The sequence below is a fragment of the Kitasatospora sp. NPDC085895 genome, assembly GCF_040702125.1.
GTDB lineage: Bacteria > Actinomycetota > Actinomycetes > Streptomycetales > Streptomycetaceae > Kitasatospora > Kitasatospora arboriphila.
This window is the reverse complement of record NZ_JBFBJY010000121.1, coordinates 1-15,747: the sequence shown is the minus strand read 5'-3', so window position 1 is coordinate 15,747 and position 15,747 is coordinate 1. Positions and strand designations below refer to the sequence as shown.

The 15,747-nt window shown below is 70.8% G+C and carries 19 protein-coding genes and 3 pseudogenes; 14 read left to right on the top strand and 8 right to left on the bottom strand.

Annotated features, from left to right (window positions below):
- From AB0442_RS38760 to AB0442_RS38750, 3 genes and pseudogenes are all read left to right on the top strand, one after another.
- A pseudogene (locus AB0442_RS38760) lies at positions 1 to 515 on the top strand (hypothetical protein); the annotation flags it as partial.
- A 38-nt stretch (positions 516 to 553) separates the two neighbouring features.
- Positions 554 to 1,358 (top strand): IS5 family transposase gene (locus AB0442_RS38755; RefSeq protein WP_366168232.1). Its coding sequence is split into 2 segments (ribosomal slippage): positions 554 to 909 and positions 908 to 1,358, totalling 807 coding nucleotides; the frame shifts between segments, so codons are not numbered across the junction.
- A gap of 99 nt (positions 1,359 to 1,457) precedes the next feature.
- Positions 1,458 to 1,673: a hypothetical protein gene (locus AB0442_RS38750; RefSeq protein WP_366168229.1), complete on the top strand. Its 216-nt coding sequence runs from the start codon at positions 1,458 to 1,460 to the stop codon at positions 1,671 to 1,673.
- A gap of 134 nt (positions 1,674 to 1,807) precedes the next feature.
- On the opposite strand, the gene AB0442_RS38745 is transcribed toward AB0442_RS38750, so the two are convergent.
- Positions 1,808 to 2,032: a hypothetical protein gene (locus tag AB0442_RS38745; RefSeq protein WP_366168228.1), complete on the bottom strand. Its 225-nt coding sequence runs from the start codon at positions 2,030 to 2,032 to the stop codon at positions 1,808 to 1,810.
- A 494-nt stretch (positions 2,033 to 2,526) separates the two neighbouring features.
- Between AB0442_RS38745 and AB0442_RS38740 the strand changes: the two genes are divergently transcribed.
- From AB0442_RS38740 to AB0442_RS38730, 3 genes are all read left to right on the top strand, one after another.
- Positions 2,527 to 2,730: a cold-shock protein gene (locus AB0442_RS38740; protein ID WP_363548770.1), complete on the top strand. Its 204-nt coding sequence runs from the start codon at positions 2,527 to 2,529 to the stop codon at positions 2,728 to 2,730.
- 317 nt (positions 2,731 to 3,047) lie between these two features.
- A complete protein-coding gene (locus AB0442_RS38735) occupies positions 3,048 to 4,538 on the top strand; it encodes a DEAD/DEAH box helicase (protein WP_366168227.1) in 1,491 nt (496 codons plus the stop codon).
- Positions 4,539 to 4,595: 57 nt separating this feature from the next.
- A complete protein-coding gene (locus AB0442_RS38730; protein WP_366168226.1) occupies positions 4,596 to 4,973 on the top strand; it encodes a CBS domain-containing protein in 378 nt (125 codons plus the stop codon).
- A 664-nt stretch (positions 4,974 to 5,637) separates the two neighbouring features.
- On the opposite strand, the gene AB0442_RS38725 is transcribed toward AB0442_RS38730, so the two are convergent.
- The gene (locus tag AB0442_RS38725; RefSeq protein WP_366168231.1) at positions 5,638 to 5,919 is read right to left on the bottom strand and encodes a MerR family transcriptional regulator; all 282 of its coding nucleotides are present in this window, start codon (positions 5,917 to 5,919) and stop codon (positions 5,638 to 5,640) included.
- Between the two features lie 707 nt (positions 5,920 to 6,626).
- Here AB0442_RS38725 and AB0442_RS38720 point away from each other — a divergent pair.
- Entirely contained in the window at positions 6,627 to 6,839 is a 213-nt protein-coding gene (locus AB0442_RS38720; protein WP_366168225.1) for a hypothetical protein, read from the top strand.
- A gap of 177 nt (positions 6,840 to 7,016) precedes the next feature.
- On the opposite strand, the gene AB0442_RS38715 is transcribed toward AB0442_RS38720, so the two are convergent.
- The 4 genes and pseudogenes from AB0442_RS38715 to AB0442_RS38700 form a co-directional block, all read right to left on the bottom strand.
- Positions 7,017 to 7,415, bottom strand: a complete 399-nt coding sequence (locus tag AB0442_RS38715; protein WP_366168224.1) for a DUF2267 domain-containing protein — start codon at positions 7,413 to 7,415, stop codon at positions 7,017 to 7,019.
- A 57-nt stretch (positions 7,416 to 7,472) separates the two neighbouring features.
- Positions 7,473 to 7,852: pseudogene (locus AB0442_RS38710) on the bottom strand (DUF2267 domain-containing protein).
- Positions 7,853 to 7,941: 89 nt separating this feature from the next.
- Positions 7,942 to 8,097 (bottom strand): annotated as a pseudogene (locus tag AB0442_RS38705) (STAS domain-containing protein); the annotation flags it as partial.
- A gap of 228 nt (positions 8,098 to 8,325) precedes the next feature.
- Positions 8,326 to 8,760, bottom strand: a complete 435-nt coding sequence (locus AB0442_RS38700; RefSeq protein WP_366168223.1) for an Hsp20/alpha crystallin family protein — start codon at positions 8,758 to 8,760, stop codon at positions 8,326 to 8,328.
- Positions 8,761 to 8,868: 108 nt separating this feature from the next.
- Here AB0442_RS38700 and AB0442_RS38695 point away from each other — a divergent pair, with 108 nt between their 5' ends.
- A complete protein-coding gene (locus AB0442_RS38695) occupies positions 8,869 to 9,555 on the top strand; it encodes a hypothetical protein (protein WP_366168222.1) in 687 nt (228 codons plus the stop codon).
- Entirely contained in the window at positions 9,530 to 9,778 is a 249-nt protein-coding gene (locus tag AB0442_RS38690) for a hypothetical protein (RefSeq protein ID WP_366168221.1), read from the top strand. The genes AB0442_RS38695 and AB0442_RS38690 overlap by 26 nt, the downstream gene beginning before the upstream one ends.
- Positions 9,779 to 10,060: 282 nt before the next feature.
- Here the strand turns inward: AB0442_RS38690 and AB0442_RS38685 are convergent.
- Positions 10,061 to 10,863, bottom strand: a protein-coding gene (locus AB0442_RS38685) for an IS5 family transposase (protein WP_366168220.1) whose coding sequence is annotated in 2 segments (ribosomal slippage) — positions 10,061 to 10,524 and positions 10,524 to 10,863 — 804 coding nt in all. Because the reading frame shifts where the segments join, the coding sequence is not laid out codon by codon here.
- A 200-nt stretch (positions 10,864 to 11,063) separates the two neighbouring features.
- On the opposite strand from AB0442_RS38685, the gene AB0442_RS38680 reads away from it, so the two are divergent.
- The 3 genes from AB0442_RS38680 (at position 11,064) to AB0442_RS38670 (ending at position 12,649) form a co-directional block, all read left to right on the top strand.
- Positions 11,064 to 11,519 carry an SUKH-3 domain-containing protein gene (locus tag AB0442_RS38680; RefSeq protein ID WP_366168219.1) on the top strand — a complete coding sequence of 152 codons (456 nt, stop codon included), beginning with the start codon at positions 11,064 to 11,066 and terminating at the stop codon, positions 11,517 to 11,519.
- A 12-nt stretch (positions 11,520 to 11,531) separates the two neighbouring features.
- Positions 11,532 to 12,299: a transposase gene (locus AB0442_RS38675; RefSeq protein ID WP_366168218.1), complete on the top strand. Its 768-nt coding sequence runs from the start codon at positions 11,532 to 11,534 to the stop codon at positions 12,297 to 12,299.
- A 224-nt stretch (positions 12,300 to 12,523) separates the two neighbouring features.
- Positions 12,524 to 12,649: a hypothetical protein gene (locus AB0442_RS38670; RefSeq protein WP_366168217.1), complete on the top strand. Its 126-nt coding sequence runs from the start codon at positions 12,524 to 12,526 to the stop codon at positions 12,647 to 12,649.
- A gap of 72 nt (positions 12,650 to 12,721) precedes the next feature.
- Here AB0442_RS38670 and AB0442_RS38665 read toward each other — a convergent pair whose 3' ends face one another.
- Positions 12,722 to 14,068, bottom strand: coding sequence for a PHB depolymerase family esterase (locus AB0442_RS38665; protein WP_366168216.1), 1,347 nt, complete (start codon positions 14,066 to 14,068; stop codon positions 12,722 to 12,724).
- 452 nt (positions 14,069 to 14,520) lie between these two features.
- On the opposite strand from AB0442_RS38665, the gene AB0442_RS38660 reads away from it, so the two are divergent.
- A complete protein-coding gene (locus tag AB0442_RS38660; RefSeq protein ID WP_366168215.1) occupies positions 14,521 to 14,760 on the top strand; it encodes an RICIN domain-containing protein in 240 nt (79 codons plus the stop codon).
- Positions 14,761 to 15,006: 246 nt separating this feature from the next.
- On the top strand, positions 15,007 to 15,747 hold a 741-nt coding region (locus AB0442_RS38655), incomplete at its 3' end, for a non-reducing end alpha-L-arabinofuranosidase family hydrolase (protein ID WP_366168230.1).

Below are 15,747 nucleotides of genomic sequence, written 5' to 3'. Positions count from 1 at the left end.
AGGGCCCGCAGGGCGTCCAGGGCGACACCGGCACCCAGGGCCCGCAGGGTGACATCGGCGCCCAGGGCCCGCAGGGCGTCCAGGGCGACACCGGCACCCAGGGCCCGCAGGGTGACATCGGCGCCCAGGGCCCGCAGGGCGTCCAGGGCGACACCGGCGCCCAGGGCCCGCAGGGCGTCCAGGGTGACACCGGCACCCAGGGCCCGCAGGGGCCGCAGGGCGTGACCGGAGCTCAGGGCCCGCAGGGCGTCCAGGGCGTGCAGGGCAGTGTCGGCGCCCAGGGTCCGGCCTCCGGTGCGCAGAGCCTGGTCGTGACCGCCGCCGATGCGGATGACGGGTCGAGCGACGGAAGCGCAATCGCCTCATGTCCTGTGGGCACGTTCGCGGTGGGCGGCGGATTCGCAGGCGCGCAAGGCTCGGTGACCCTCAGCGGACCGCAGGGCGGCTCGCCCGCCACTGGCTGGCAGGTCGCCGGTGCGGAGGGTGTGACCGCGTACGCCCTCTGCGCGCCCTGATGATGGAGATCTGACTGCAGGCGTCCCGTTCTCGCGTCCTGCCCGGCCCGCGTCCCGGCCTTGTTGGCCACCGTGTAGCTCGCCGGGCAGGTCAGCGGGTGGTGCCGGCGGCGCCGACGCGGCCGCAGGGTGGTGGCCGTCGGCGCCACGGGAACCAGGAGGCGTTGGCCGCAATCGTGTTCGTGGCCACCTCGGGGGGGCACCTGGGCCCAGCCGCCGCCGTGTGTTTCGGTCCGTCCGGGCCGACCGCGCACCGCCGGTTCGCCGAGCGGGCCGCAGCCCGGGTGTGGGCGAAGCTCTACCAGCTGCCGGGCGAACTCGGCTCGCGCGGCGAGCTGGACTGGTCGAGGTGCGCGGTGGACTCGGTGAACTGCGGGCCGCGAAAAGGGACCCGACGGTCCGAATCCTGTCGATCGGGGCACGTCCGGGTCGAAGATCCACGTGCTCACCGAACGCACCGCTCTGCCCGTCTCGCTCGCGATCTCCGGCGCCAACCTGCACGACAGCCAGTCCCTGGTCCCGCTCGTCGAGGCGATCCCGCCGATCTGCTCCCGCTGTGGCCCCCGGCGCCGCAGACCTGCCACGCTCCGCGGCGGCAAAGCCTACGGCCACCGCGTCATCCGCTCCTACCTGCGGCGACGGCAGATCACCCACCGCATCACCCGCCGCGGCATCGAGTCCTCGCCCCGCCTCGGACGACACCGCTGGGCCATCGAGCGGACCGTCGCCCGGCTCGGCGGCTTCCGCCGACTCCACCGCCGCCACGAACGCAAGGCCGACCACCTCGCAGCCTTCGCCACCGTCGCCGCCGCCCTCATCTGCCATCGCAGACCGGTCACATGAGATGACCTATTAGCGATCTTGCGTCAGAGTCAGGTGAGAACGGCAATGGCCACCGCGTGATCATCAAGGGTCGTGTGGACTGCTGATCATGCGGTGACCGTGGGTCACAGCACAGACGCCGCCCGGTGGCGGGCGGCGCTCGACCAAGCCATGGCCCGGATCGCGGGCCGCTTCAAGCAGGTGGAACCTCCCGCAACCGCCCGCGCCTTCGTGCTCGCCCTGCCGTCCGGCGTCGAGCGGAGGTCCGCACCCGCGAAGCCCTCCAAGGCGCTCCAGCAAGCCGGGAACGCCGGCGAGGCCTCCGCGGGAGCGTAGCCGCGACGGGACCAGCGGGTGTTGCCTCCTGTCACCGAGCGGCCCCTTCCCGAGTACGTTCCCGGTCGCCTGCCACTCGACAGGGTCCGCCGGTGGCCGAGTGGTCGTTGACCACTTCGGTGGACGGGATGTGGTCAGAGTTTGTGCATGGGGGCGTAGGGAGGGGTGATCCGCTTTTGGTGGGGCCCGAAGTCGACGAGGGCTGCGATGTCGCTGTCGCCTTCGACGCTGATGACGCGACCGAGGCCGTATGTGTCGTGGCTGACGCGGTCGCCGACGGCGAACCGCTTGGACGGTGCCTGCGTCCGGGCCTTGAAGGGGCTGGTGGGCAGGGGGCGGCGGGCTGCGTATTCAGTCATTCCCTCGAGTATGCACCGGAACGCACGAGCGGGTGACCTGCCGGGAAGCATTCAGGTCCGGGGCTCGCCCCTGAAACACCGCGTTCTGGGGCGGGTGCGGGTTCGGTGTTCCGTCGCTACAGGGCGTCGTGGCGGACGTGGAGGCGCCGCGCCCTGTCGACGGGTGCCCGTTGCGAAGAATTTTCAGCACTGGCGAGGCCGCAGCTCTGGAATCAACTGCCGCTCCGTGTATGCTGGTTGACAGATCCTACAGGCTGGGGCCGGGGGCTACGGGGAGGCCTCCACGGAATCGGGGGGTGAACTATTCACCCGTGACGAGCATGCATCTGCTACTGTTGTTTTAGTTGCAGTAGTGGTTCCCATGAACTTTGTGTGCGCCTGCTGATGTATCGCAGGCGCATTTTTGTTTCCCGGATCTTTCGGGTGGGCGCTCCGCGGCGACTCGGTGTCCGCGTTGTGCGGGTTCCGAACAGCCCTTTTTAGGAGATTTCTTTATGGCTAATGGCACTGTGAAGTGGTTCAACGCGGAGAAGGGCTTCGGCTTCATCGAGCAGGAGGGTGGCGGCCCGGACGTCTTCGCCCACTACTCGAACATCAACGCCAACGGCTTCCGTGAGCTGCTCGAGGGCCAGAAGGTCGAGTTCGATGTCACGGCAGGCCAGAAGGGCCCGCAGGCCGAGAACATTCGTCCGCTGTAGTTCTTCTGCCACGGCACCCGCCCAGCAGCGAGGGGCCCGCACCGCGTTCATGCCCGGTGCGGGCCCCTCGGCATTGCGCCGCCGGGCGTTCGCGCCTTCGGTCCGCGGCCGACGCCCGATACCCGCGGGTGCGGCCCCTCGGTCCGCGTCCACCCTCCGCAATGCACTGGTGGGATCCCGCTCCCGCGTCCTGGGCGCCGCACCGCACGCCTGCACGTCCCTCGCCACAGTTCCGGCCTGTTGCCTTGGGGTCTTCGACGGCGCGCCTGCGCCCCGACGCCCTCTTCGTGGCGCGCCGCCCAGCAGAAGGCTTCCTCATGAACCGCTTCCCGCGCCCCTCCCCGCCGAGCACCACGGGCCTGCCGCACAACGGCTTCCACGGTGTCCAGTCGGTCGGCGGCCGGCACTCAACGGATCGGGGCGGCCGGCAGGACATCCCTCCGAAGAATCCCCCGGCCCTCACCGGCCGCCCGGCACTGCCCGGGGCGGCCGCGTCCTTCGACGAACTGGGCCTGCCCGCGTCCCTGCTGTCGGTGCTGACCCGTCAGGGCCTCACCGTGCCGTTCCCCGTCCAGGCCGCGACGCTGCCCGACGCGCTGGCGGGTCGCGACGTGCTGGGGCGGGGCCGCACCGGCTCCGGCAAGACCATCGCCTTCGGTCTGGCCGTCCTGGCCCGACTCGCCGGAACCCGAGCCCGGCCCCACCGCCCACTCGCCCTGGTGCTGGTCCCCACGCGTGAGCTCGCGCACCAGGTCAGGGAGGCACTCGCACCCTACGCCCAGGCGGTCCGCCTGCGGACGGCCACCGTGGTCGGAGGGACATCGATCGGCCGCCAGTCCCAGCGACTCGGCCACGGCGCCGAGGTCGTCGTGGCGACCCCGGGCAGGCTGCAGGACCTCGTTCACCGCGGCGACTGCCGGCTCGACGAGGTCGCCGTCACGGTGCTCGACGAGGCCGACCAGATGGCCGACATGGGCTTTCTGCCCCAGGTCACCGAGCTGCTCGAACAGGTGGCCCCGGATGCCCAGACCCTGCTGTTCTCCGCCACCCTGGACCGCAGCGTCGACCGCTTGGTGCAGCGGTTCCTCAATGACCCGATCACCCACTCGGTGGACCCGTCGGTAGCCGCGGTCACCACGCTGGAACACCACGTGTTGCACATCCAGAACGCCGACAAGAGCGCCACGATCGCCCACATCGCCGCCCGCGACGGCAAGGTGATCATGTTCATCGACACCAAGCACGGCGCGGACCGCCTGGTCGACGACCTGCTGGCCACCGGTGTCAAAGCCGCGGCCCTGCACGGGGACAAGACCCAGCCCGAGCGCGTCCGCACGCTGGAGCAGTTCCGCACCGGCCAGGTGACCGCGCTGATCGCCACCAACGTCGCCGCCCGCGGCATCCACGTCGAGGGCCTCGACCTGGTCGTCAACCTCGCCCCGCCGACCGACCCCAAGGACTACCTGCACCGGGGAGGCCGGACAGCCCGCGCCGGCACGTCCGGCACCGTCGTCACCCTCGTCCTGCCCAAGCAGCGCCGCGCCATGGCCCGTACCGCGACCGCAGCCGGAATCACCCCCGTCACCACCCGAGTTCTCTCCGGCGACGACGAGCTGGCCCGCATCACCGGAGCCCGCGTCCCCACCGGCGTACCCGTCCGGGTCGCCGAGCCCTCCGCCGAACGACCACACCGAACCGCTTCCGCCGCCGGCCGCAGCCACCACCACTCCCCCGCCCCCCGTGAGCCGAGGCGACCTGTCAACGGATCCCGCCCCGCACCACCCCGGCCCAATCCCCGCGGCGAGTAGGACGACACCGAGCCCCGACCACCGCCAACCCGGCGCACGACACACAGGAGGCCACCCATGCCCACCGTCCTCAACCACCCGCCGACCACGACCGTCCGTGAGCGGATGCAGCGACCGGAACTCCAGATCAGCGATGACACCACGGTCGACGCCGCCATCGACATCCTGCGCAGCTCAGGCACCGACCACCTCCTCGTCCGCGCCGACGACGGCCGCTGTGCCGGGCTGCTGACCCGCCTGCACCTCGCCCCGTTCCAAGCCCGGTCCTGGTACACCGAGCGCACCCATGTCCGCGACGTCGCCCTCGACCGCGCCCCGTTCGCCACCCCCGACATGCCCCTCACCACGGCAATCGCCGCGATGCGCTCCCGCGACCTGGACGCCTGGCCGGTCGTGGACGACGACGGTCACGTCATCGGCCTGCTCGCTCTCTGACACCGTCTGCGCCCGCAGACGTCCCGGGCCGGTATCCGCCGCCCGCCCTGCGCAGCATGCACCGCACAGCTGCCACCGCGCCACCGCGCCCTCGCGCCCTCGCGCCCTCGCGCCCGTCACCGCGTCCCGTGCCGCCGGCTCATCGTCCAGCACGGGTCAGCGGCGACGGGCACGGCATGCCGAGGCGGCACGTCCAGGAACACGCTCTGCCGGCCGGTCAGATCCCCGACCGCCGCCACCGACCCCGACACGAGAGACGCGTCCCGAGGACGAGCCGGGGCACCTGGTGCCCGGGCCGGAACCGCTTCTGGCGGGACGTCCGCCCGCCCGCCGTGCCGCGTGGCGGCACCCCGACCGGCCACCCGAACCGTCCCGGCCGCGAAGAAGTTCCCCCCGTTCCACCAGGCACCCGGTGGCGCAGCCGGCCTTGCCCCCCCCGCACCGGCACCGCGTTCTTCGCCGCCACCTGTCCGCCCGGTGGGCACTGCCCCGGCCGGAGCGCGGCGGCCGACGGTTGGACGGCCGGCCCGCCGAGGAACGCTGCGCGGAAGCGATGCCACCGCGCCGCCGTGCGGTGGTGGCGTGGACCCGCCGCGGCATTCGCCAGGCCTTCCCCCCGCGGACACGTGCCTGCGCGGGAGGATCGCCGGCCGGGGCCGGTGGGTCAGGTGTCGGCGGGCGGCTCCTGGCTGTGCTGGGAGCGGCGCAGTTGTTCGTTGAGGCGCAGCGCTTCCTCGAGTTGGTCCTCGAGGATGATGATGCGGCAGGCGGCTTCGATGGGGGTGCCCTGGTCGACGAGGTCGCGGGCGCGCATGGCGATGCGCAGTTGGTAGCGGGAGTAGCGGCGGTGGCCGCCGTCGGAGCGTAGCGGGCTGATGAGGCGGTGTTCGCCGAGGGCTCGTAGGAAGCCGGGGGTGGTGCCGGTCATCTCGGCGGCGCGGCCCATGGTGTAGGCGGGGTAGTCGTCGTCGTCGAGTTTGTCGGGTGTGTCGGGGCTGGTCGTGGTCGTCACTGCACCTCTCTGGTTCTCGGGAGAACGCGTCGAGGGGCCCCGGCGCCGTATCGGCTCCGGGGCCCCGAAGGGGAAACAACACCATCTACCGGCCTGGGCCGGTCCTTGGGTTCCGCACTGCCCCTGGGGAGGCAGCGTGCGGGGATCGCGTATGCGTGACCGGAAACCACCGTCCTTGCGTAGGGGTCTGCGGTGTCCGCCCGGGTGAATACTTCACAGGCCGGGCGATCCTGATGGCGCCTGTACCCTCCATTCGTTCTCTGTGCTGACCTGTCAATTCGTACTGCCGGTACTGCACTGACTGAACTGCATACTGCTCGGTACCGCTGTTGGCGGCCCCTGAAGGCGCGGGCCGCCCGGTCCGGCGGTCAGTCCCGTCGCCGTCCTGCACGTGCCTGGCTTCGGGACTCCACCGCCGGACCGAACTTCTGTCCAACAAATGCGGCCAGTTCGTGTCTGGCCGGTATCGCCGACTGCTGTCTACGAGAGAAACGTTAGACCCGCCCACGAGCAATGTCTACTCCGGCGAGCATAGATTTTGGGTGGGGTTCGGGTGAGGTAACCCTCCGCTGCCATGACGGCGGCACGGCCGAGCCGCTGTCGAGAGGGCGGCGAACAAGCAGCCCGCGCAGGAGGCGAATGTGGAGGACCTGGCAACCGCAGCACCGGAGAGCGCGCCGGACGGACAGGCGACCCTGATCGAAGCGATCACGGAAGCCGTCCGCGACGGCGACGACCGCACCATCCGCCGACTGCTGGCCCGTTTCGCCGAACGTGCCACCATCACCGACCTGTACGCCCTGCGCGACGCCCTCGACGCCACGCGCCCATCCGGCAACCGCAGGCGAAGCTGACCCTTGCGACCGGGCTCGTGAACCTGTCCGACCAGGCGTTCGGGTCGATCCCGCGCCTGGCGTCGTGGCCGCTGCGGATGCGCGCCCGCTCTGGCGGGCCGGGGCGAGGGGGCAGATGCCCGCCCGATGGGGTGAGCTCGTGCACGGCGCCGGTGACGGCCGGCACCCGGTCCCGGGTCAGGCCGCGACGGCGAGGTCGGCGCGGCCGAACAGGAGCGCGTAGCCGCGGGGCAGGCGGACGAGGAGCCGGTCGGTGAGCCGGTCGCCGGCCAGGTCGGCGAGGGCGGCCAGGACGGAGGAGACGTCCCAGCGGGCGCCGGTGAGGCTGGTGTTCAGGGCGCGGGCGACGGCTTCGACGAAGGTCGGTGCGGTGACCGGCTGGGGCAGCGGGATCTGGTTGGCGAAGGTGGCGCGGGCGCGCTCGGGCAGGACTGCAGCGAGGTCGCAACGTTCCTCCCCGGCGAGCTGGCTGCCGAGGGCTGTCAGAACGGCATGCAGGACGCGTTCAGCTTCTTCGTCGGAGGTGTAGCGGCCGAGGGTGCGGACCTGCTGGAGGAGGAGGCGGTATCGGGTCATCACCGTGAAGCCTTCCGGGTGCCGGCCAGCCGCGGGCTGGCGGCGGCGCGAGGGTGGTCAGGGTCGTGTCCCTGCGGTCGGGCAGCCGAACAGCAGGTCGTAGCCGGGCGGCAGCTGGAGCAGGACGCGTCCGGTGAGGTCGTCGCCGGCCGCGTCGGCCACGGTGGACAGGACAGCGCCGATGTCCCACAGCGCGGTGGTCTCGGTGGCTCCCCCGATCCAGGCCGCGGTCGCGCGCACGAACCGCTCGGGGCGGAGGGGCTCGGCTGCCTGCAAGGGGTCGAGCAGGATCAGGGCGAGGGTCTCGGGCAGGCGGGCGGCCAGTTCGGCGCGCACATTGCCGACCAGGTGGGCGCCGAGCAGGGCCAGGACGACCCGGGCGGCCCGCTCGGCCTCTTGGGCGTGTCGTATTCACCGCGCTCCCGGACCTCTTCCAGGAACCCCTCCCATCGAAGAGTCGCCGCGGTTCTCCCTCCGTCCCAAGGTCCGGCGCGACCGTGCCTGGTCGGGGCTCGACGGCCAAGCGCCGGTGCAGACCGGTGCGCTTGAGCAGCCGGACGACGCAGCGGCTGGTTCCGCGCAGGATCGAGCGCCTGCCGCTGCGGTCGGCCTGGTTGCGGGCCCGGACAAGGGCGCCCGGGCCCGCGCTGTCCATGAACGTCACCTCCGACAGATCGAGCACCGCCCCCGGTCCGACTCGAGCGCGGCGGCCAGGGCACGGCGCAGCGCAGGGGCGGTGTCGAGATCGATCTCGTCGCCCGTCGGTACTGCGATGGGTTGGTTGCTCTGGCCGTTCATGGCATTTCCGCGTCGCTGCGGGTAGGCCGCCCGGCAGCCGGGGGTGTTCCGGCCACCGCTTCGATCGAGGGGGGAGAGATCAGGGACGGCCGGAACGGCATCGGGGGGCTGGTCAGGCCTGGATCTGCTTGCGGCTTCCGCTGTGGCTGATCGCGACCTTGCGGGGCTTGGCCTTCTCCGCGACCGGGATCTTCAGGGTCAGCACGCCGGCGTCGTAGTCGGCGGTGATCCCCGCGGGGTCGAGGGTGTCGGACAGCATCACCTGGCGGGAGAAGACGCCGAGCGGGCGCTCGGACAGCTCCCACTTGATGCCCTCGCCTTCCCGGCGCGGGCGGCGCTCGGCCTTCACGGTCACCATGTTCCGCTCGACATCGATGTCGATCGCCTCCGGGTCGACCCCCGGCAGGTCGAAGCAGATCACGTACTCGTCGCCGTCACGGTAGGCGTCCAACGGCATCGGCGTCGGACGCGACCACGTGCCCGTGTTGCCCAGGAACTGCTGGGTCAGCCGGTCCAGCTCGCGGAACGGGTCAGTGCGCAGCAGCATCGCGAAACACCTCCATGGATCAATGGGTGCCAGTGCGCTTCACCTGACACCTTTCTAGCGCGTCATCCATCCGATGACAAGTTGTTGTGTCGTCTATAGAGTGACTGCATGAGCGAGAAGTCCCGCAGATCCGCCGCCGATGCTCCCCGGCCGGTCGAGCCCGTCTCGTTCCTGGCGGCCGCGGCGGCGCTGGCCGCCATAGACGACGCCGTCCGCACGGCCCAGAACCCCGCGCCCCAGCCCACGATCGCCCCCGATACGCAGGAAGGCCCCGAGCAGGCCCTGGCCGCCCTGGTGCTGCTGCGCGAGCTGCGCACCGAGCTCGCCGGCTGGGAAGCCGGCCTGGTGGAGAGCGCCCGGCAGGCCGGCGCCACCTGGGCCGACCTCGCCCAGCCCATGGGCGTGGCCAGCCGCCAGGCCGCCGAGAACCGCTACCTGCGGCTCAAGCCCGCCGGTCGCACGATTCAGGCCGGTACCGGTGCGGAACGCGTCAAGGCCGTCCGCGACCGGCGGGCCGCCGACCGAACGGTCACCGTCTGGGCCCGCGACAACGCCGCCGAACTGCGAGTCCTCGCCGCCCAGATCACCACGACCGCACTCGCCCCCGGCGCCCGTCCCGCCCAGGCCGCCCTGACCGCCGCCCTCGGCACCACCGACCCCGCCGACCTCATCGCGCCCCTCGCCGCCATCCGCCCCCACCTCGGCACCAGCCATGGCGACCTCGCCACCCGCCTCGACGCCCTCACCCGCCACACCACCCAGCTCCGCGATGACAGCAACCGACGCCGCGCCTGACCCTGTCCCCGCCGCCGAAAGACGCTGGCAAGACCTCCTGGAGCGGATCCACGACCTCGAAGCGCGAGTGGCCGCCACCACGAGTACCATCAACGCCGCCCTCGACCACCACCTCGCCCGGCTCGACACCCTGCGCCACCAGCTCGCCCACCCCGCCTGGCCGCTGGACGCTCCCGATCCGGGCAGCCCTCAGACCAGACCGGCGAACAACCGGCCGACCTGACAGGCCGGGAGCGAACGCAACCAGCCGAGCCGTCAGGCTCGGCGCTCGTATTCCCGCCGGCGCACCCGGGGAGTGGTCGGCGCTGGTGGTCTCCGGCGGCGTACCAGCTCCAGCTGGCCCCGATGTCCGTCGCGGCCAGCTCAGTGGAGGATCCGAGCGCGCCCGTTTCGCCATTGCCTGGGCGCGCGACCCCTGGGGCCGGGGCGGACGAGGTCATCAGACGCCCGGCCCCGGAGCCACACCGCGGCCGGCCACCGGCCGCCGGGCGTCTTGGCTAAGAAGTCATCTCATTTGGGCGAGAAGCCTGCGGTGACAGATGAGGGCGGCGGCGATGGTGGCGAAGGCAGCGAAGTGGTCGGCTTTGCGTTCGTAGCGGCGGTGGAGTCGGCGGAAGCCGCCGAGCCAGGCGACGGTCCGCTCGATGACCCAGCGGTGCCGGCCGAGGCGGCTGGAGGACTCGATGCCGCGGCGGGCGATGCGGTGTGCGATCTGCCGTCGCCGCAGGTAGGAGCGAATGAAGCGGTGATCGTAGGCTTTGTCGCCATGGAGCTTGCCGGGCCGGCGGCGCCGCGGTCCGCGGCGGGAGCGGATCGGCGGGATCGCCTCGAGGAGCGGGACTAGGGCCTGGCTGTCGTGCAGGTTGGCGCCGGAGATCGCAAGCGAGAGGGGCAGACCGGTACGTTCGGTAAGCAAGTGGATCTTCGACCCGAACTTGCCCCGATCAACAGGATTCGGACCCGTCAGGCCCCCCTTTTCGTGGCCCGCATGTTCACCGAGTCGACCGCGCAGCGGGACCAGTCCAGCTCGCCCCGGGCGCCGAGTTCGTCCAGCACCAGGCGGTAGAGCTTCGCCCACACCCGGGCCGCGGTCCACTCCGCGAACCGGCGGTGCGCGGTCGGCCCGGACGGCCCAAAACACGGCGGGAGCTGGGCCCACGTACACCCGGACGTGGTGACGAACACGATCGCGGCCAGCACCTCCCGGTCCCCGTAACGTCGGCGGCCGCCGCCCTGCGGACGGGTGGGCGCCGCCGGCACCACCCGCTGGAACAGCTCCCACAACTCGTCCGGCACCAGGCGCTCCACAATCGTCACGCGAGCAGCCTACAAGACCAAATGAGATGACTTCTAAGACTTGTCCCACAAATGATCTCCGCGTCGGCTGCGATCAATGCCCTACCTGCTGGCCGAGATGTGCGGCAGACTCGTGTTGGCAGACTTGGCGGAGCAGGAGGAGCGCGTCCATAGAACGCATCAGTGGGTCGTGGAAGGGTTGCGGTACGACAGTGCTGGACGCGTTGAACCTTGCCGGATGGTGGGCGGGTCGCCGGATCGCTACTGAGGGGTGGACACGGCAGCTGACAGAGGCCGGGTTCAGCCTCAACGATGCGGCTGCCGGAGCCTGGGCAGAGTTCGGGATGCTGACGATCAAGAGCGGCCCGACCCGGGTCCCCGCCTCTTCACTGCGCATAGACCCCGTGGACGCCTGCATCGACACCGCTGCGGAAGCGGCCGCGCTGACGCATCGGCATGCGGAGAATTACAGCCCCTTGGGCATGTGGTCGGTCCAATTCAGGTCCTACATCGCGGCCAGCGGACGTGTCGTCGCCGTGGGACCGAACGTCCTGTGGTCCCTGGGCCCGAGCTTCGCTGCGGCGCTGATCTACATGGTGGAGGGCGACGGCAGTATCGATCGTGCTGAGCAAGCCGACTGGCTCGGTGACTGTCTCACACGCAGATGAGATGATCTTGTGATGGCAAGAGTGATCACGGCGCCGGAGCCGTCCTGGATCGGCCCGTTCACCGGGCTGGGCCCGCGCGACTTCCAGAAGCTGGTCACGATGCTCCGCTGCGAGGGCGCCGACACGGTGCGCCGAGGTCGCCCGTGGAGCCTGCCGCTGGAGGACCGGGTTCTGCTGGTCGCCGCCTACTGGCGCACGAACCTGACACTGCGGCAGCTCGCGCCGCTGTTCGGGGTGTCCAAGTCGGCGGCCGGCCGGATCATCGACCACGTCGGGCCCCTGCTCACGCTCAATCCCCGGCGCCGGTTCCGCAAGGACACCGTCCTGATCGTCGACGGCACCCTGGTCCCCACCCGCGACCACACGATCGCCGCGCAGTCGAAGAACTACCGGTACTCCACCAACCACCAGGTCGTCATCGACGCCCACACCCGGCTGGTCGTCGCTGTCGGCAAGCCCCTGCCGGGCAACCGGAACGACTGCAAGGCATGGGAGGAGTCCGGCGCGAAGGCCGCCGTCGGCCGAACGACGACCATCGCCGACGGCGGCTATCCGGGCACCGGCCTGGTCATCCCGCACCGACGCTCCAAGGGCGGCGAACTCACCGAGTGGCAGACCGAGCACAACCGTGAACACAAGCAGGTCCGCGCCCGCGTCGAGCACGTATTCGCCCGGATGAAGACCTGGAAGATCCTCCGGGACTGCCGCCTCAAGGGCGACGGCGTCCACCACGCCGTGCTCGGCGTCGCCCGTCTGCACAACCTGATCCAGGCCGCGTAGGCGGGGCCCACCCATAAGCAGATCCCCCCGACCGATCCGTCGGAGATCAATTACGGGACGACCCTAGCCAGCTCCTGGTCGGAGCCGGGCTCCGCAACCGGCGCCAGTGGCGAATTCCGCAAGCGAATACGCATCCGCGCCAGCCTCCAACGCGTAGGGGCGCCTGTGCGCGCACGCGAGGAGGCCCGTCGCCGTCGGGTGTCAGAAGGGCGGGGCCCGACGCCGTGGACGAGCAGGAACGGGCCGTCCATGTCGACCACCGTCACCGCGGCGAATCGGCCCTGGACGAGGACGAGGGCATGGCGCTCGTCGGAGGCGAACCAGGCGCTTACGGCGTCGTCGTTTTGTAGGCGGAGTTTGCCCTCCCACTGGCCCACCCGCACAGGTGCCCCCTGTGGGCGTCCTGCGGGCCGGCCGATGCGTCACCCCATCGCCCACTGCTGGTTCGTGCCGCCGCTGCAGCTCCACAGCTGGACAGGGGTGCCGTCGGTGGTCCCCAGCCCGGCCACGTCCAGGCAGAGTCCCGACTGCACGCCGGTGACGGTCCCGTTCGGGTTGACCTGCCACTGCTGGTTGGGCTGCCCGTTGCAGGACCAGACGATGACCTTGGTGCCGTTGGTGGTTCCCTTGGCGCTGGCGTCCAGGCACAGCGTGCTGCCGCCCACGGTCACGGTCAGCTGGTTCGACGCTGTTCGGGTCCAGGTCTGGTTCGCGCCGCCGTTGCAGGCAGAGATCTGCTGCTGGGTTCCCGCCGTCGTGCTCGGGTCGGTCAGGCACTTGCCTGCGGCCACCGCACGCAGTGCGCCTGTCCTGCTCCCGGAGGAGGCCGCGTCCAGTCCCATGAAGTGAACCGCGTTGGCGGCCATCCCCGCCCCCTGGACCGGCAGTTGGTGTCCGGCGCCGGCGATGCTGTACGCCTCGACCTGGGTGGCGCCGGCGCTGTTGTCGTACCGGGTCCGGGTCCAGCCGGAGGCGGGGGTGTCGGTGGCCGACGGCGTCCGGCTCACGCCGAGGACGTCGGTCCACTGCTTGATCTCTTCACCGAAGTTGTTGTAGTTCAGGATGGTGTCGGCGGTCCCGTGCCAGAGCTGCACGCGCGGCCGCGGACCTGTGTAGCCGGGGTGGGCCGTGTTACGCACCAGGCCGCCCCACTGCTGCGGGGTCATGGACACCCGGCCTTGAGCACAGGCCGAGTTCCAGCCGCGTGCCGTTCCGGCGGCGAAGCAGTGGTAAGGCACTCCCATGAAGGCCGCGCCGGCCTTGAACACGTCGGGGTAGTCGGCGAGCATGACGTTGGTCATCATGCCGCCCGAGGACTCTCCGGTGACGTAGACGGCGTTGGCGTTGCCGCCGTAGTGCTGCTCCGCGTAGGTGATCATCGACATCAGCCCGACCGGGTCGCTGCCGCCGTTGCGGGTCAGTGCCTGGTCCGAGGAGACGTCCCAGCAGCTGCCGCTGGGGTTCGTCGAGGGATAGATGACCAGGAACCCGTACCGGTCGGCAAGCGAGGCGAAGTCGGTGCTCGAGTACATGTAGGGGCCCGTGCCCTGGCAGCCGTGGAGGGCCAGCAGGATCGGCGGGTTGGGTTTGACGCCGGTCGGCACGTACACGTGCATGAGCAGGCCGGTCGGGTTGGTGCCGAAGTTCGTGATCTGGGTGAGCGAGGCGGCGACGGCCCGTGGGGCCGTCTGCAGGCTCAGGGCGACCGCGAGGCCGACCGCGGCGATGACGCCGATCAAACTGGACACGAACGAGCGGGATCGGGGCATGGGACCTCTCCGTCGACTGCATGAGCGTGAGAAGGTTCCGGCGCCACCACGGATGAAACGCCAACGATACTCGTGCCAGTCGGTCATCGGCGTCAACTACCGCGCAGCGAAGACACGGAGGGCGGGACCGGCAGCCTCCGACGACCTGGCGCCCCACGACGGTCCCGGCCGTCGGGCGGTCGCCCCGGCTTCGGGTGGACTGCTGCGCGGAGTATTGACAACTCGCAACGCCTGATGCAGATTTCACCGAGGCAAGCTTGGAGAGGCTTGCGTTGCAGAAAAATTGTTAACGCTAACAGGAGTGCTCGGAGGTCCGGCGCCCACCTTCTCCCCCTGAGCCCCTCCCACCCACTTTGCGCGCCACCCGGCGGAACACGCGTGCCCGCACGACCGCCGGCACCTCCATCCTCTCCCGGCGGCGCGGCATCCCCACCCAAGGAGAACGATCCGTCATGCCATGGCTCAACGGAACAACCCGCCTCCGCAACGGCACCGCCCTCCAGGCACGGGACGCCGGCGGCGCCGCCAACCGGCAGTGGCGCGCCGGCCAGAACAGCGACGGCTCCTTCACCCTCACCGACATCGCCGGCGGCCGCGTCCTGGACCAACCCGGAGGCAAGACCGCCAACGGGACAAGGATGCAGGTCCGGGACGCCGATGGCGGCGCCAACCAGCACTGGAACCTCGGGTGAGCCCAGCCACTGGGGCGATGTCGCCGCAGCCACCCGATGAGGACCACGAAACCCGACACCACCCAGGGCACTGACGTGCATTGGCGTGCCCGCGCTCACGGCGGCCGCGCATGTGAGCGCTAACAGAAGCCGTGTGGCAGATATCCGTACTCACAGGAGGTTTCCGTGCGCAGACGACGTTCCAGCCGCCGTCGGCTGACCGTGCTGTTCACAGCACTGCTTGCGGCCGTGGCGGCCTTGACGACGATGCTCGTCGCCGACCCGGCCCAGGCGGCCACCACCGGCACCCTGCGCGGCGTGGGGTCCGGCCGGTGTCTCGACGTGGCGAACGCCAGCCAGAGCGACGGCGCATCGGTGCAGATCTACGACTGCTGGAACGGCGCCAACCAGCTCTGGACGGCGACCGACAGCGGCCAGCTGACCGTCTACGGCAACAAGTGCCTGGATGTTCCTGGCCACGCCACGACGGCCGGTGCCCGGGTGCAGATCTGGACCTGCAGCGGCGGCGCGAACCAGCAGTGGAAGGTCAACGCCGACGGCACGATCGTCGGCGTCGAGTCCGGGCTGTGCCTGGACGTCACCGGCTCGGGCACGGCCAACGGCACCGCCGTGGAGATCTGGACGTGCAACGGCCGCACCAACCAACAGTGGGCCGGCCTGTCGTCCACCCCGACCACTCCCCCGACCGGGACGTGCGCCCTCCCCTCGACGTACCGCTGGACCTCGACCGGGGCGCTCGCGCAGCCGGCGAACGGGTGGGCGGCGGTGAAGGACTTCACGAACGTGGTGTACAACGGCAAGCACCTGGTCTACGCGTCCAACGTCAACGGCTCGTCGTACGGGTCGATGATGTTCAGCCCGTTCACCAACTGGTCGGACATGGCGTCCGCCGGGCAGAGCGGGATGGGCCAGGCCGCGGTGGCGCCCACGCTGTTCTACTTCGCGCCCAAGAACATCTGGGTGCTGGCCTACCAGTGGGGCCAGTGG